This is a genomic window from Klebsiella sp. X13 (assembly GCF_003323835.1).
In the GTDB taxonomy this organism is placed as follows: Bacteria; Pseudomonadota; Gammaproteobacteria; order Enterobacterales; family Enterobacteriaceae; genus Klebsiella; species Klebsiella ornithinolytica.
Genome location: NZ_CP030874.1, coordinates 1,290,207 through 1,304,696 on the forward strand (window position 1 = coordinate 1,290,207; position 14,490 = coordinate 1,304,696).

Sequence of the window (14,490 nt, forward strand, 5' to 3'; positions counted from 1 at the left end):
GACACATCGGGTAATCTTCGCGCTTCGCGCAGCGCAGGTGGAGAAAATTGATGAGCGACGAACTGAAAAATAAAAGCGGCAAGGTCAAAGTGATGTATGTCCGCAGTGATGATGATTCTGACAGACGCACCCATAACCCGCGTACCGGGAAAGGGGGAGGACGCCCAGGAAAATCTCGTGTTGACGGCCGTAGCCGCCCTGCCCGCGATGAACGTAACAGCCGCGGCGATGACCGCAAACGTGACGATCGTAAACGCGATGATTTCGATCGTGACAGCTCTTCTCCGTGGCGTACCGTCTCGCGAGCACCAAACGATGATGCGGCGGTGAAGCCGGATCACGGCGGGATCAGCGGTAAAAGCTTTATCGATCCGGAAGTATTACGTCGCCAGCGCGCGGAAGAGACCCGCGTTTACGGTGAGAATGCTTGTCAGGCGCTGTTCCAGAGCCGTCCGGAAGCGATTGTTCGCGCCTGGTTTGTGCAGAGCGTTACCCCGCGTTTCAAAGAGGCGCTGCGCTGGATGGCGGCGAACCGCAAAGCTTATCACGTGGTTGATGAAGCTGAACTGGCAAAAGCGTCCGGTACCGAGCATCACGGCGGCGTTTGCTTCCTGATTAAGAAACGTAACGGTACCTCCGTGGCTCAGTGGGTCGCCAAAGCCGATGCCGAAGATTGCGTTCTGGCGCTGGAAGATGTCGGTAACCCGCACAACCTCGGTGCGATCATGCGTAGCTGTGCGCATTTTGGTGTCAAGGGTGTGGTGGTGCAGGATGCCGGCATGCTGGAATCTGGCGCGGCAATCCGTACCGCAGAAGGTGGTGCAGAACACGTCGAACCGATCACCGGCGACAGCTTTATCGACACTCTGGAGCAGTTCCGCAAAGCGGGCTACGCTATTGTTTCGACCTCCAGCCATAACGGTACGCCGTTACATAAGGCTGAGCTGCCGAAGAAAATGGTGCTGGCATTAGGCCAGGAGCGCGATGGCCTGTCTGATGCGGCGATCTCCAGTGCCGATCTTAACGTTGCCATTGAAGGTACCGGCAATGTTGAAAGCCTGAACGTTTCCGTAGCGACCGGCGTATTGCTGGCCGAGTGGTGGCGTCAGAATAAGGTCTGATGGCCGAGTTCAGCTGAAAAAATGCCAGCGTTACGCTGGCATTTTTGTTTCTGCGAAAGGCGGAGGTCAGGCATCTCCGGCCGGTAATACCGGCATCCAGTCAATGGGAGACTCGCCGCGCTCGGCCAACCACTGGTTAGTCTGGACGAAGTGATTACTGCCAAAGAAGCCGCGATGGGCGGAAAGCGGCGAAGGATGCGGCGCTTTCAGCACGCAATGGCGTTGCCTGTCGATAATCGCCCCTTTTTTCTGCGCATGGGCGCCCCACAGTAAAAATACAACCCCTTCCCGATATTCGTTGATCAATGAAATAACCTTATCGGTAAAGGTTTCCCAGCCAAGACTGGCATGCGAATGGGCCTGACCTGCCCGCACCGTCAGGACCGTATTGAGCAGCAGTACCCCTTGTCGTGCCCAGCTCTCCAGATAACCATGCGTCGGACGGCTGAATCCCGGAATCGTCCCTTCCAGTTCTTTATACATATTGAGCAGCGACGGCGGCGTCTGAATCCCCGGAAGCACGGAAAAGGCCAGGCCGTGAGCCTGTCCGGGCCCGTGATACGGATCTTGCCCAAGAATAACCACTTTGACATCGCCAAGTTCGGTATAACGAAAGGCATTGAAGACATCTTTTTGCGGCGGATAAATCGTCATACCCGACTGGCGCTCTTCGGCGACAGTTTTGAGGGTATTCACAAAATAGGGCTGCTGCTTCTCTTCCGCCAGCACGTCGTGCCAGGTCAACGGGGTGGTCATCTTGCTCTCCTGCAAAGTGTCATTGCTATAGCTTAACTGCTTCTTTCTGCATAACAAAATCCCCGGTGTCTGACTGACGGTTTGTATGCAAAAAAAATTGAAAATTTACAAAAATATTTTGCATTGGCTCTGGCGTAACTTGATGTAAAACAATAATATCCTCCTATATCCATTTTTATTGAGTGGTTTTTGTTGATTTAAGTCAATGAATGCCGGTTGTTTGGCTGATATACATACACTCAGACAACAATGGTTTTACCAATTGGCCGGGAACGGGCCAGGAAAACGAATAAATATTGCCTAAGGGAGGCATCAAATGATTACTGGTATCCAAATTACTAAAGCTGCAAACGACGACCTGCTGAACTCTTTCTGGCTGCTGGACAGCGAAAAAGGCGAAGCCCGCTGCCTGTGCGCTAAAGGGGGTTTTGCTGAAGATGACGTGGTTGCGGTTAATAAACTGGGTGAAATCGAATACCGCGAAATTCCGCTCGATGTGAAACCGGAAGTCCGTGTAGAAGGTGGCCAGCACCTGAACGTTAACGTGCTGCGTCGTGAAACGCTGCTGGATGCGGTTGAACATCCGGAAAAATACCCGCAGCTGACGATTCGTGTCTCTGGCTACGCGGTACGTTTTAACTCCCTGACACCAGAACAGCAGCGTGACGTTATCGCTCGTACCTTTACTGAAAGCCTGTAAGTCGACGCTTAAACCTAAAAACGCCGGGATATCCCGGCGTTTTTTTGTTACTGCTGATTTTCACCAGCGCTGCCGCTTGGTTTACGGCGCTTGCCAATATTTTTGGCATCGCGGTGACGTTTTTTCACTCGCGGTTTCTCTTTATCTTTCTCTTTTTTCTGCTCGGCGCGTTTAGCCAGTACCTTTTTGGACGGCTTACCGGTCAGCTTCTCACTCGGTGCGCGGGTCGTCGGGCGCAGTTCATCAATAACGCGCGCTTTGAGCGGCTCGTCGATATAGCGACCAATTTTACCCAACAGCAGATGGTCATGAGCTTCAACCAGAGAAATGGCGACGCCTTTTTTCCCCGCGCGGCCGGTGCGTCCGATTCGATGCAGATAGGTATCCGCCGTGCGCGGCATGTCGAAGTTGAAAACGTGGCTAACGTCCGGAATATCTATCCCGCGGGCAGCAACATCGGTGGCAATCAGCACATTCATACGACCGTCGGTCATACGTTTGATTGCTTCGTTACGCTTGGCCTGCACCATTTCGCCTTCCAGCCAGCAGGTATTGATCCCCGCTTCGCGCAGCCAGGAGGCCAGTTCATGAACGCGCTCGCGCTTACGCACAAAGACGATAGAGCGGGTCGCATCCGACTGTTTCAGCAGGTTAACCAGTAACGCGGTTTTATGCTTAATGTCATCGGCGCGATAGTACCACTGATGAATTTTCTTACGTTCGCGCGTGGAAGGACTGGCGGAAACTTCAATGGGCTCTTCCAGCAGGCGCTCGGCAAAGTCTTTAATCGCATCGCCTTCGAGAGTCGCGGAAAACAGCATGGTCTGCTTACGCCAGCGGGTTTCACCGGCAATGTGCTCGATATCCTGCGCGAAGCCCATATCCAGCATACGGTCCGCCTCATCGAGGATCAGCGTTTCGACCGCCCGGCAGTCGAAGTTTTCTTCTTTAATGTATTGCAGCAGTCGGCCGGTGGTCGCGACCACAATATCCTGGTTCTCGCTGAATACTTCCGCGTGGTTCATGTATGCGACACCGCCGGTGATGGTGGCAATGTCCAGGTGCGTGTGTGCGGCCAGCTCACGGGCATGGTCGGCAACCTGCATTGCCAGCTCACGGGTCGGCGTCAGGATAAGAATACGCGGTGGTCCCGACTTCTTACGCGGGAAATCAAGCAGGTGCTGCAACGCTGGCAGCAGATACGCCGCTGTTTTACCGGTACCTGTCGGGGCTGAACCGAGAATATCACGGCCATCAAGCGCAGGCGGAATAGCGGCGGCCTGAATGGCTGTCGGGCGTGTGAAACCTTTTTCCTGGAGGGCTTCCAGAAGGTTTTCGTCGAGTTCAAGTTCGGAAAAAGTCGTTACAGTCATGATCTACCTCTGAGTGGACCGACGATTATAGACGTTACGGGCGTAATGTTCATCTGTTTGTAAGGCTATCTGTTCTCCGGTATTGTGCATAGCTTCAGTCTCAGGAGTTTTTGTTCGCAAGGTTATTCAGGATGTCTCAGTCGAAGTTTGCGCTGCCGCGCAATGGTTTTACGTTTAAACAGTTCTTTGTTGCTCACGACCGTTGTGCGATGAAAGTGGGTACCGACGGCATTCTGCTAGGCGCGTGGGCGCCGATCGCCCAAGTAAAACACGTGCTGGATATCGGGACCGGTAGCGGTTTACTGGCTTTAATGCTGGCTCAGCGAACCGACGATCGGGTCATGCTGGATGCGGTAGAACTCGATGAAGAGGCGACGGCGCAGGCGCGCGAAAACGTGGCGACCTCCCCGTGGGGGGCGCGTATCCAGGTGCATCAGGGGGATATTCAACAGTGGCAGCCCGCGCAAACCCGACGCTATGAACTGATTGTCAGCAACCCGCCTTTTTTTGCCGAAGGTGTGCCCTGTGCAACATCGCAGCGCGAACAGGCGCGATATACGACGACGCTCGATCACGTCACGCTCTTAACCTGCGCCGCAGAGTCGATTACCGAAGAGGGCTTTTTCTGCGTGGTGTTACCGGTGGATATTGGCAATGCGTTTGTTCAACGCGCCCAAACCATGGGCTGGCATCTGCGTTTGCGCACCGATGTCGCGGAGACGGAAATGCGCCCGCCGCACCGCGTACTGCTGGCTTTCTCGCCGACCGCGGGGGAGTGTTTCAGCGATCGGCTGATTGTCCGTGGGCCTGAACAGCAATACTCCGAAGGGTTTACTGCCCTGACCCAGGACTTTTACCTCTTTATGTGAGCCAGAGGCGACAGAATTGACGGGCCGCTATCCGCAAGTTGTTCCGGGTAATCCAGGGTATAGTGCAGCCCGCGACTCTCTTTACGTTGCATTGCGCAGCGAACGATCAGTTCGGCCACCTGCACCAGATTGCGTAACTCCAGCAAATTATTCGACACGCGGAAGCGGGCGTAATATTCGTCGAGTTCCTGCTGTAACATGGTGATTCGTCGTAGCGCACGCTCCAGCCGACGGGTGGTGCGGACAATCCCCACGTAGTCCCACATCAACAGTCTCAGCTCGTGCCAGTTATGTTGAATCACCACCAGTTCATCGGGGATCTCAACCTGACTTTCATCCCAGGAAGGGAGGGCGTTAACCGCTTGAGCCAGCGGCATGCGCTGGAGAATATCCTCGGCCGCGGACCAGCCGTAAACCAGGCATTCGAGCAGCGAATTTGACGCCATGCGGTTAGCCCCGTGCAGTCCGGTGTAGCTCACTTCGCCAATCGCATACAGCCCGTCAACATCGGTACGTCCGTTGTCATCAACCATCACGCCGCCGCAGGTATAGTGGGCGGCGGGGACAATCGGTACGGGCTCTTTGGTCAGATCGATACCCAGGCCGAGCAGCTTTTCGTAGATCATCGGGAAATGCTGACGAATAAAGGCTTCAGGCTTATGGCTGATGTCGAGATACATACAATCGACGCCGAGGCGTTTCATCTCATGGTCAATCGCGCGGGCGACGATATCGCGTGGGGCCAGCTCGCCGCGTTCGTCAAAATCGGGCATGAACCGGGTACCGTCCGGACGTTTCAGGTATGCGCCTTCGCCGCGTAATGCTTCGGTTAACAGGAAATTGCGCGCCTGCGGATGGTACAACGCGGTGGGGTGAAACTGGTTGAATTCGAGGTTGGCCACGCGACAGCCGGCGCGCCAGGCCATAGCAATACCATCGCCGGAGGAGACATCCGGGTTGGTGGTGTACTGATAGACTTTCGCCGCCCCGCCGGTGGCCAGCACCACGGATTTCGCGCCGCAGGTCTCGACCTTTTCTTTATTCCGGTTCCAGATCCAGGCGCCAACCACCCGACGTGTCCCCGGCAGGCCGATTTTATCGGAAATGATCAAATCGACGGCGTTACTTCGCTCCAGAATACGAATATTCGGATGCGCGAGCGCCTTGCCAACCAGCGTCGTTTCCACCGCTTTACCGGTGGCATCGGCAGCGTGGAGGATACGGCGATGACTATGGCCACCTTCACGGGTCAGGTGATAGCTCTGTTCGCCGTTGGCCTGGGTCTGAGTATCAAACAGCACGCCCTGGTCGATAAGCCATTGCACGCAAGGCCTGGCGTTGCTGGCGACGAAAGAGACTGCATGGCGATCGCACAGGCCGGCTCCGGCGATGAGCGTATCTTCAACGTGAGATTCCACGCTGTCGGTTTCATCAAAAACGGCGGCAATACCGCCTTGCGCGTAGAGCGTTGAACCTTCGCTGACAGGGCCTTTGCTCAGTACGGCGACGGAGCTGTGCTCCGCCAGACGTAGCGCAAGGGATAAACCGGCAGCGCCGCTGCCGATAATCAGCACATCACAGGAGAAGTCAGGAGTCGTATTCATTTTCTTTGTTTAATTTACTAAACATATTTTTGCCACAATAGCACCAGGTCGTGATGAATCGTACATTTTTTTTACTGAACGTTGTGGAAACTAAACATAAGCGGGCGGGGCGGGGCTGTGTAAACGAAAGAAAATATTTGCGAAGCAGATCGTTAGCTTCAGATTTTATAGTGAAATAAAAGCGATGTTACGTTACCCTTCTGGCGGACCTTACGCTTTTTCTTCATCATCTTACCTGGCGTTGAGTTGCGGGACATATAATGAGAGATAACAAATCGTCCGCCGTTGCCAGACAAAAATCAAAGGCGTAACGGAACTTTATTGTTTTCAGACACTCCAATCGTCTGCTTGCTCATATTGCAGTGATTGGGTAGTGCTTTGAAGACGCATGGGAATTGGGTTTGGGGAGACATTACCTCGGATGAGCGAGCAGTTAACGGATCAGGTCCTCGTCGAACGGGTCCAGAAAGGAGATCAGAAAGCGTTTAACTTGCTGGTGGTGCGCTATCAGCATAAGGTCGCGAGCCTGGTCTCCCGCTATGTGCCACCGGGCGATATCCCTGACGTTGTTCAGGAGTCGTTCGTAAAAGCATGGCGCGCGCTGGAGTCCTTCCGGGGGGATAGTGCTTTTTATACCTGGTTATATCGCATCGCCGTAAATACGGCGAAGAATTATCTGGTAGCTCAGGGACGCCGCCCACCGTCCAGCGATGTTGACGCCAATGAGGCAGAAAACTTCGAAAGTGGTGGGGCGCTGAAAGAAATTTCGAACCCTGAGAACTTAATGTTGTCAGAAGAACTGAGACAAATAGTTTTTCGTACCATTGAATCACTCCCGGAAGATTTACGCATGGCAATTACGTTGCGGGAGCTGGATGGCCTGAGCTATGAAGAGATAGCCGCTATCATGGATTGCCCGGTAGGAACGGTACGTTCGCGCATTTTCCGGGCACGAGAAGCTATTGATAATAAAGTTCAACCGCTTATCAGGCGTTGACGATAGCGGAATACTGAAAAGGGTATCAGGCATGCAGAAAGAAAAACTTTCGGCCTTAATGGATGGTGAAACGCTGGATAACGAGCTGCTCAATGAGCTGAGCCGTTCTTCTGAAATGCAAAAGACCTGGGAGAGCTACCATCTCATCCGCGATTCGCTGCGAGGCGATACCGCTGAGATGCTCCATTTTGATATCTCAGCCCGCGTCATGGCCGCCATTGAGAACGAGCCCGTTCGTCAGGCGGTGCCGCTTATTCCTGAATCTCAGCCAGCACCACATCAGTGGCGTCAGATGCCTTTCTGGCAGAAAGTCCGCCCGTGGGCCAGTTCTCTGACTCAGATGGGGGTTGCGGCATGCGTTTCGCTTGCTGTTATCGTCGGCGTCCAGCAGTATAATGGGCATAGCGAATCTGCTCAGCAGCCCGAAGCGCCTGTTTTCAACACCATGCCGATGATGGGTAAAGCCAGCCCGGTAAGCCTTGGTGTTCCGGCTGATGCTTCCGCAGGGAGCGGCCAGCAGGCTCAGGTGCAAGAACAGCGCCGCCGTATTAATGCTATGCTGCAGGACTATGAATTGCAGCGTCGCCTGCACGCAGAACAGCTTCAGTTTGGTCAGGCCCAGACTCAGCAAGCCGCTGTTCAGGTGCCAGGCTATCAAACTTTAGGAACGCAATCGCAGTAATGAAGCAACTTTGGTGTGCCATGTCGCTCATGGCAGGCAGCCTGTTCTTCTCTGTCAACGCCTCGGCTGATACATCGTCCGGGGCGTTGTTGCAGCAAATGAACCTGGCCAGCCAGTCCCTTAACTATGAGCTGTCTTTCGTCAGCATCAACAAACAGGGCGTTGAGTCGCTGCGTTATCGTCACGCGCGGCTGAACAATCAACCTCTTGCCCAGCTTTTACAACTCGATGGCCCACGCCGGGAAGTTGTACTGCGCGGCAATGAAATCAGCTATTTTGAGCCGGGGCTCGATCCGTTCACGCTGAACGGCGACTATATCGTCGATTCGTTACCCTCGCTGGCCTACACCGATTTTAAGCGACTGGCTGCCTACTACGACTTTATCTCCGTTGGGCGAACCCGTATTGCCGACAGGCTTTGCGAAGTGATTCGCGTCGTCGCGCGGGACGGTACGCGCTATAGCTATATCGTCTGGCTGGATGCGGAAACCAAACTGCCCATGCGCGTCGATTTGCTTGACCGCGACGGGGAAACGCTGGAGCAGTTCCGGGTCGTATCCTTTAACGTTGGCGACAAGGTCAGCAGCAGCATGGAAACCTTAGCGAAAGCAAGCCTGCCGCCTCAGCTGTCGGTGCCGGAAGGGGGCGATAAAGCCAACTTTAACTGGGCGCCGACCTGGCTACCGCAGGGCGTTTCCGAAGTCTCCAGCAGCCAGCGCCGTCTGCCGACCTTTGATGGTCCGGTTGAGTCCCGCCTTTACTCTGATGGGCTGTTTAGCTTCTCGATTAACGTGAATCGCGCATCGGCAAACAGTAGCGATCAGCTGTTGCGTACCGGGCGTCGTACCGTGAGCACGACGGTACGTGATAACGCCGAGATAACCGTGGTTGGCGAGCTGCCGCCGCAGACGGCTAAACGCATCTCCGACAGCATCAAATTCAGGGCTGTGCAATGATTAAAGAGTGGGCCACGGTCGTCTCCTGGCATAATGGAATGGCGCAAGTACACTGTGATGTTAAAGCCTCGTGCAGCAGCTGCGCCTCGCGCGCCGGCTGCGGTAGCCGGGTGCTGAACAAGCTGGGGCCGCAAACCAGCCACACGATCAGCGTTCCCAGCGAACAGCCGCTGTCCGCCGGGCAAAAAGTCGAGCTGGGGATTGCCGAAAGCAGCCTGCTGGGCTCGGCGGTTTTAGTCTATATGGCGCCGCTGGTTGGGCTGTTTGCAATGGCGTCTGTTTTTCAGGTCTTGTTTGCAAATGATTTCGCTTCGCTGTGTGGTGCGCTACTCGGCGGCGTCGGTGGATTTCTGGTGGCGCGCGGGCTTTCGCCCGGATTAGCCGCTCGCCAGTCGTGGCAGCCCGTTATTATTAGCGTTGGCCTGCCGCCAGATTTGGTGCGTGTAGAGACTCCCTCTTCAGAACCAGGCCAGTGAATCCACTGGCCTTTATTTTTGATTTATTACCCCCGCCAGAACACATCATTTGCTACGGTTATGCTGCTGGTAAGAGCATTTCCTGGTTTCGCGGATGTAGTGTAGAATGCGGCGTTTTCGGATTAAAAAACGTCAGGCACAGAACAGCGGCCTCATGATACGCGTAAGGCATAATTAACTCTAAAATATGAAGAATATACGTAACTTTTCAATCATCGCTCATATCGACCACGGTAAATCGACGTTGTCTGACCGTATCATCCAGATTTGCGGTGGCCTTTCCGATCGTGAAATGGAAGCCCAGGTACTGGACTCCATGGATCTTGAACGTGAGCGTGGCATCACCATTAAGGCGCAAAGCGTCACCCTGGATTACAAGGCGACCAACGGCGAAACCTACCAGCTGAACTTCATCGATACCCCGGGGCACGTCGACTTCTCTTATGAGGTGTCACGTTCGCTCGCCGCATGTGAAGGTGCGCTGCTGGTGGTCGATGCGGGTCAGGGAGTGGAAGCTCAGACGCTGGCCAACTGCTATACCGCCATGGAAATGGATCTGGAAGTGGTGCCGGTTCTCAACAAAATCGACCTGCCTGCTGCCGATCCGGAGCGCGTAGCCGATGAAATCGAAGACATCGTCGGTATCGATGCGGCCGATGCGGTGCGCTGCTCGGCGAAAACCGGCGTCGGCGTTCCCGATGTTCTGGAACGTCTGGTGCGTGATATCCCACCGCCGGAAGGCGATGCGGATGCCCCGCTGCAGGCGCTGATCATCGACTCCTGGTTTGATAACTATCTTGGCGTTGTGTCGCTGGTGCGTATCAAGAACGGCACGATGCGCAAAGGCGACAAAATCAAAGTCATGAGCACCGGTCAGGTCTATAACGCCGATCGCCTGGGTATCTTCACGCCAAAACAGGTTGACCGTACCGAGCTGAAATGCGGCGAGGTAGGCTGGCTGGTGTGTGCCATTAAAGATATCCTCGGCGCGCCGGTTGGCGATACCCTGACGACGTCACGTAACCCGGCGGATAAGGCTCTGCCAGGCTTTAAGAAAGTGAAACCACAGGTGTACGCCGGTCTGTTCCCGGTGAGCTCCGATGATTATGAAGCCTTCCGTGATGCGCTTGGCAAACTGAGCCTGAACGATGCCTCTCTGTTCTATGAGCCGGAAAGTTCAACGGCGCTGGGCTTCGGCTTCCGCTGTGGCTTCCTCGGCCTGCTGCACATGGAGATCATCCAGGAGCGTCTGGAACGCGAATACGACCTGGATCTGATTACCACCGCGCCGACGGTTGTCTACGAAGTGGAAACCACGTCGAAAGAGGTCATCTATGTCGATAGCCCGTCCAAGCTGCCGCCGCTGAATAACATTCAGGAACTGCGTGAGCCGATCGCGGAATGTCATATGCTGCTGCCGCAAGAGTTCCTCGGCAACGTCATCACGCTGTGTATTGAGAAGCGTGGCGTGCAGACCAACATGGTTTATCACGGTAAACAAGTTGCGCTGACCTATGAAATTCCGATGGCGGAAGTGGTTCTCGATTTCTTTGACCGTCTGAAGTCCACCTCCCGTGGCTACGCGTCGCTGGATTACAACTTCAAACGCTTCCAGGCATCCAACATGGTGCGCGTGGACGTGCTGATCAACGGCGAGCGTGTTGATGCGCTGGCGCTGATCACCCACAACGATAACGCGCCGTACCGCGGTCGTGAGCTGGTGGAGAAGATGAAAGAGCTGATCCCACGCCAGCAGTTCGATATCGCGATTCAGGCGGCTATCGGCAACCACATTATTGCCCGTTCGACCGTCAAACAGCTGCGTAAAAACGTACTGGCGAAATGCTACGGCGGCGACGTCAGCCGTAAGAAAAAGCTGCTGCAGAAGCAGAAAGACGGTAAGAAACGTATGAAGCAAGTGGGTAACGTTGAGCTGCCGCAGGAAGCGTTCCTCGCCATTCTGCACGTCGGTAAAGACGGAAAATAACCATTAAGGAGTTGGCATGGCGAACATGTTTGCCCTGATCCTGGTGATTGCAACCGTGATCACGGGGCTTTTGTGGTGCCTGGATAAATTCATCTTTGCACCAAAACGTCGTGAACGTCAGGCCGCTGCTCAGGCAGCGACCGGTGATAGCCTCGACAAGCAAACGTTGAAGAAAGTCGGCCCGAAACCGGGCTGGCTGGAAACGGGAGCCTCGGTATTTCCGGTGCTGGCGATCGTCCTGGTGGTGCGCTCATTTATTTATGAGCCGTTTCAAATCCCGTCAGGTTCGATGATGCCAACGCTGCTGATCGGCGATTTTATTCTGGTCGAGAAGTTTGCCTACGGCATCAAAGATCCGATCTACCAGAAAACGCTGATCGAAACAGGTCATCCGAAACGTGGCGATATCGTGGTGTTCAAATACCCGGAAGATCCGCGTCTGGACTACATTAAGCGGGCTGTTGGCTTACCGGGCGATAAGATCACCTACGATCCGGTGGCAAAACAGGTCACTATCCAGCCGGGCTGCAGCTCCGGTCAGGCATGTGGTAATGCACTGCCGGTGACTTACTCCAACGTTGAGCCCAGCGATTTCGTCCAGACGTTCTCGCGTCAGAACGGTGGGGAAGCGACCAGCGGTTTCTGGCAGTTGCCGAAAGGCGAAAGCAAGGCTGACGGTATTCGTCTGACCGAGCGCAAAGAGACGCTGGGTGAGGTGACTCACCGCATTCTGACCGTGCCGATTGCTCAGGATCAGGTTGGAATGTACTACCGCCAGTCCGGCCTGCCGTTGGCCACCTGGATTGTGCCGCCGGGTCATTACTTCATGATGGGTGACAACCGCGATAACAGCGCTGACAGCCGTTACTGGGGCTTTGTGCCAGAGGCCAATCTGGTGGGTAAAGCCACGGCGATCTGGATGAGCTTCGAAAAACAGGAAGGTGAATGGCCGACCGGCGTGCGTTTATCGCGTATCGGTAGCATTCATTAATTTCCCTGCCTTATTCACGCTGCCGCTGCAATATTGGCAGCGTGAATTATTTAATATTTAAATCTATTCAAACTAACGACATCCCTTGTCGTTGCGTATAGAATATCCCCCCGAAGTTTTGGTTGTCTCTCGTAAGAGTGACACTGCACACGAAACCGCGTTGGTTGATTTTACTCTGAATAATTTGGGTTGCAGAAAGGCGGCAGGCAAGCGCACAGGCAATCTGAATGGGGACAGGGCTGCCCAGGTCGGTTTCGTGTGCTGCATTTTTGACGCATTCATTTATTGGTAACGCATGAACCCCATCGTAATTAATCGGCTTCAACGGAAGCTGGGCTACACTTTTCATCATCAGGAGCTGTTGCAACAGGCATTAACTCACCGCAGTGCCAGCAGCAAACACAATGAGCGCCTGGAATTTTTAGGTGACTCAATTTTGAGTTTTGTGATCGCGAATGCGCTCTATCATCGTTTCCCTCGGGTGGACGAAGGCGATATGAGCCGCATGCGCGCAACGCTGGTACGAGGCAACACGCTGGCGGAGATCGCCCGCGAGTTTGAACTGGGTGAGTGTCTGCGCCTTGGCCCGGGTGAGTTGAAAAGCGGCGGCTTCCGTCGCGAGTCTATTCTGGCAGATACCGTTGAAGCGTTGATTGGCGGGGTATTCCTCGACAGCGATATCCAGAACGTTGAGCGCCTGATTCTCACCTGGTACCAAACTCGTCTGGACGAAATCAGTCCTGGCGATAAGCAAAAAGATCCAAAGACCCGTTTGCAGGAGTACCTGCAAGGTCGCCACCTGCCGCTGCCTTCCTATCTGGTAGTGCAGGTGCGCGGTGAAGCACACGATCAGGAATTTACTATCCACTGCCAGGTCAGTGGCCTGAGTGAACCGGTGGTAGGCACAGGTTCCAGCCGTCGCAAGGCGGAGCAGGCTGCCGCCGAACAGGCGCTGAAAAAGCTGGAGCTGGAATGAGCATCGATAAAAGTTATTGTGGGTTTGTCGCCATCGTTGGCCGCCCGAACGTGGGTAAATCCACGCTGTTGAACAAACTGCTTGGGCAGAAGATTTCGATCACTTCCCGTAAAGCGCAGACCACCCGTCACCGCATTGTCGGCATCCATACCGAAGGACCGTATCAGGCAATTTATGTTGATACCCCGGGCCTGCATATGGAAGAGAAACGGGCGATCAACCGCCTGATGAACAAAGCGGCGAGCAGTTCCATTGGCGACGTTGAACTGGTGATTTTCGTTGTCGAAGGCACGCGCTGGACGGCCGATGACGAAATGGTGCTGGGCAAATTACGTGATGCCAGAGCGCCGGTGATTCTGGCGGTCAATAAAGTAGATAACGTGCAGGAGAAGGCCGATCTGCTGCCGCACCTGCAGTTCCTGGCGAGCCAGATGAACTTCCTCGATATCGTGCCAATTTCTGCGGAAACAGGGATGAATGTCGATACCATCGCCGGGATCGTACGCAAACATCTGCCGGAAGCGATTCATCACTTCCCGGAAGATTATATTACCGACCGCTCACAGCGTTTTATGGCCTCTGAAATCATCCGTGAAAAGCTGATGCGTTTTCTTGGTGCCGAGCTGCCGTATTCGGTGACGGTTGAGATCGAGCGTTTCCAGACCAACGAACGCGGCGGTTATGATATTAACGGCCTGATTCTGGTTGAGCGTGAAGGTCAGAAGAAGATGGTCATTGGCAACAAAGGCGCCAAAATCAAAACCATCGGTATTGAAGCGCGTAAAGACATGCAGGATATGTTCGAAGCGCCGGTTCACCTCGAACTGTGGGTGAAGGTCAAATCCGGCTGGGCCGACGACGAGCGCGCGCTGCGCAGCCTCGGCTACGTTGACGATCTCTGAGTTTGATACACCATGGCTTTCGTGGTGCAGGCAGGCGGCAAGACCGTGAGTCCCCGGGAGCTTACTTTAGTCAGTGATTCGGCTGAAAGGGTGCGGCCAA

General features: G+C 54.5%; 14 protein-coding genes. 11 read left to right on the top strand and 3 right to left on the bottom strand.

What is annotated here, in order from left to right; all coding sequences use genetic code 11:
• Positions 1-50: 50 nt before the first annotated feature.
• Positions 51-1,121 (top strand): tRNA/rRNA methyltransferase, encoded by a 1,071-nt coding sequence (locus tag DSD31_RS06320; protein WP_004866478.1) that lies wholly within the window; start codon positions 51-53, stop codon positions 1,119-1,121.
• A gap of 66 nt (positions 1,122-1,187) precedes the next feature.
• Here the strand turns inward: DSD31_RS06320 and ung are convergent, their stop codons facing one another.
• On the bottom strand, positions 1,188-1,877 hold the full coding sequence (gene ung / locus DSD31_RS06325; RefSeq protein ID WP_113990905.1) for a uracil-DNA glycosylase: 690 nt from the start codon (positions 1,875-1,877) through the stop codon (positions 1,188-1,190).
• Positions 1,878-2,193: 316 nt separating this feature from the next.
• Between ung and grcA the strand changes: the two genes are divergently transcribed.
• A complete protein-coding gene (gene grcA, locus DSD31_RS06330; RefSeq protein ID WP_004866471.1) occupies positions 2,194-2,577 on the top strand; it encodes an autonomous glycyl radical cofactor GrcA in 384 nt (127 codons plus the stop codon).
• Between the two features lie 47 nt (positions 2,578-2,624).
• Here grcA and srmB read toward each other — a convergent pair whose 3' ends face one another.
• On the bottom strand, positions 2,625-3,950 hold the full coding sequence (gene srmB, locus DSD31_RS06335; protein ID WP_113990906.1) for an ATP-dependent RNA helicase SrmB: 1,326 nt from the start codon (positions 3,948-3,950) through the stop codon (positions 2,625-2,627).
• Positions 3,951-4,081: 131 nt separating this feature from the next.
• Here srmB and trmN point away from each other — a divergent pair, with 131 nt between their 5' ends.
• Positions 4,082-4,819 carry a tRNA(1)(Val) (adenine(37)-N(6))-methyltransferase TrmN gene (trmN, locus tag DSD31_RS06340; RefSeq protein ID WP_004866466.1) on the top strand — a complete coding sequence of 246 codons (738 nt, stop codon included), beginning with the start codon at positions 4,082-4,084 and terminating at the stop codon, positions 4,817-4,819.
• Here the strand turns inward: trmN and nadB are convergent.
• The gene (gene nadB / locus DSD31_RS06345; RefSeq protein ID WP_103073209.1) at positions 4,804-6,423 is read right to left on the bottom strand and encodes an L-aspartate oxidase; all 1,620 of its coding nucleotides are present in this window, start codon (positions 6,421-6,423) and stop codon (positions 4,804-4,806) included. The two genes, trmN and nadB, sit on opposite strands and share 16 nt — an antisense overlap.
• Positions 6,424-6,844: 421 nt before the next feature.
• Here nadB and rpoE point away from each other — a divergent pair, with 421 nt between their 5' ends.
• The 8 genes from rpoE to era all read left to right on the top strand — a co-directional run bounded on the left by rpoE (position 6,845) and on the right by era (position 14,390).
• Positions 6,845-7,420 carry an RNA polymerase sigma factor RpoE gene (rpoE, locus tag DSD31_RS06350; protein ID WP_004866461.1) on the top strand — a complete coding sequence of 192 codons (576 nt, stop codon included), beginning with the start codon at positions 6,845-6,847 and terminating at the stop codon, positions 7,418-7,420.
• 31 nt (positions 7,421-7,451) lie between these two features.
• On the top strand, positions 7,452-8,102 hold the full coding sequence (gene rseA, locus DSD31_RS06355; RefSeq protein ID WP_004866460.1) for an anti-sigma-E factor RseA: 651 nt from the start codon (positions 7,452-7,454) through the stop codon (positions 8,100-8,102).
• Positions 8,102-9,058: a sigma-E factor regulatory protein RseB gene (rseB, locus tag DSD31_RS06360; RefSeq protein WP_004866458.1), complete on the top strand. Its 957-nt coding sequence runs from the start codon at positions 8,102-8,104 to the stop codon at positions 9,056-9,058. Before rseA ends, rseB begins: the two co-directional genes overlap by 1 nt.
• On the top strand, positions 9,055-9,534 hold the full coding sequence (rseC, locus tag DSD31_RS06365; protein ID WP_004866456.1) for a SoxR-reducing system protein RseC: 480 nt from the start codon (positions 9,055-9,057) through the stop codon (positions 9,532-9,534). Before rseB ends, rseC begins: the two co-directional genes overlap by 4 nt.
• Positions 9,535-9,721: 187 nt before the next feature.
• Entirely contained in the window at positions 9,722-11,521 is a 1,800-nt protein-coding gene (gene lepA / locus DSD31_RS06370; protein WP_004866454.1) for a translation elongation factor 4, read from the top strand.
• A gap of 16 nt (positions 11,522-11,537) precedes the next feature.
• Positions 11,538-12,512 (top strand): signal peptidase I, encoded by a 975-nt coding sequence (lepB, locus tag DSD31_RS06375; RefSeq protein WP_044351455.1) that lies wholly within the window; start codon positions 11,538-11,540, stop codon positions 12,510-12,512.
• A gap of 295 nt (positions 12,513-12,807) precedes the next feature.
• Positions 12,808-13,488, top strand: a complete 681-nt coding sequence (gene rnc, locus DSD31_RS06385; protein ID WP_004866451.1) for a ribonuclease III — start codon at positions 12,808-12,810, stop codon at positions 13,486-13,488.
• The gene (gene era / locus DSD31_RS06390; RefSeq protein WP_004866448.1) at positions 13,485-14,390 is read left to right on the top strand and encodes a GTPase Era; all 906 of its coding nucleotides are present in this window, start codon (positions 13,485-13,487) and stop codon (positions 14,388-14,390) included. Before rnc ends, era begins: the two co-directional genes overlap by 4 nt.
• Positions 14,391-14,490 lie beyond the last annotated feature (100 nt).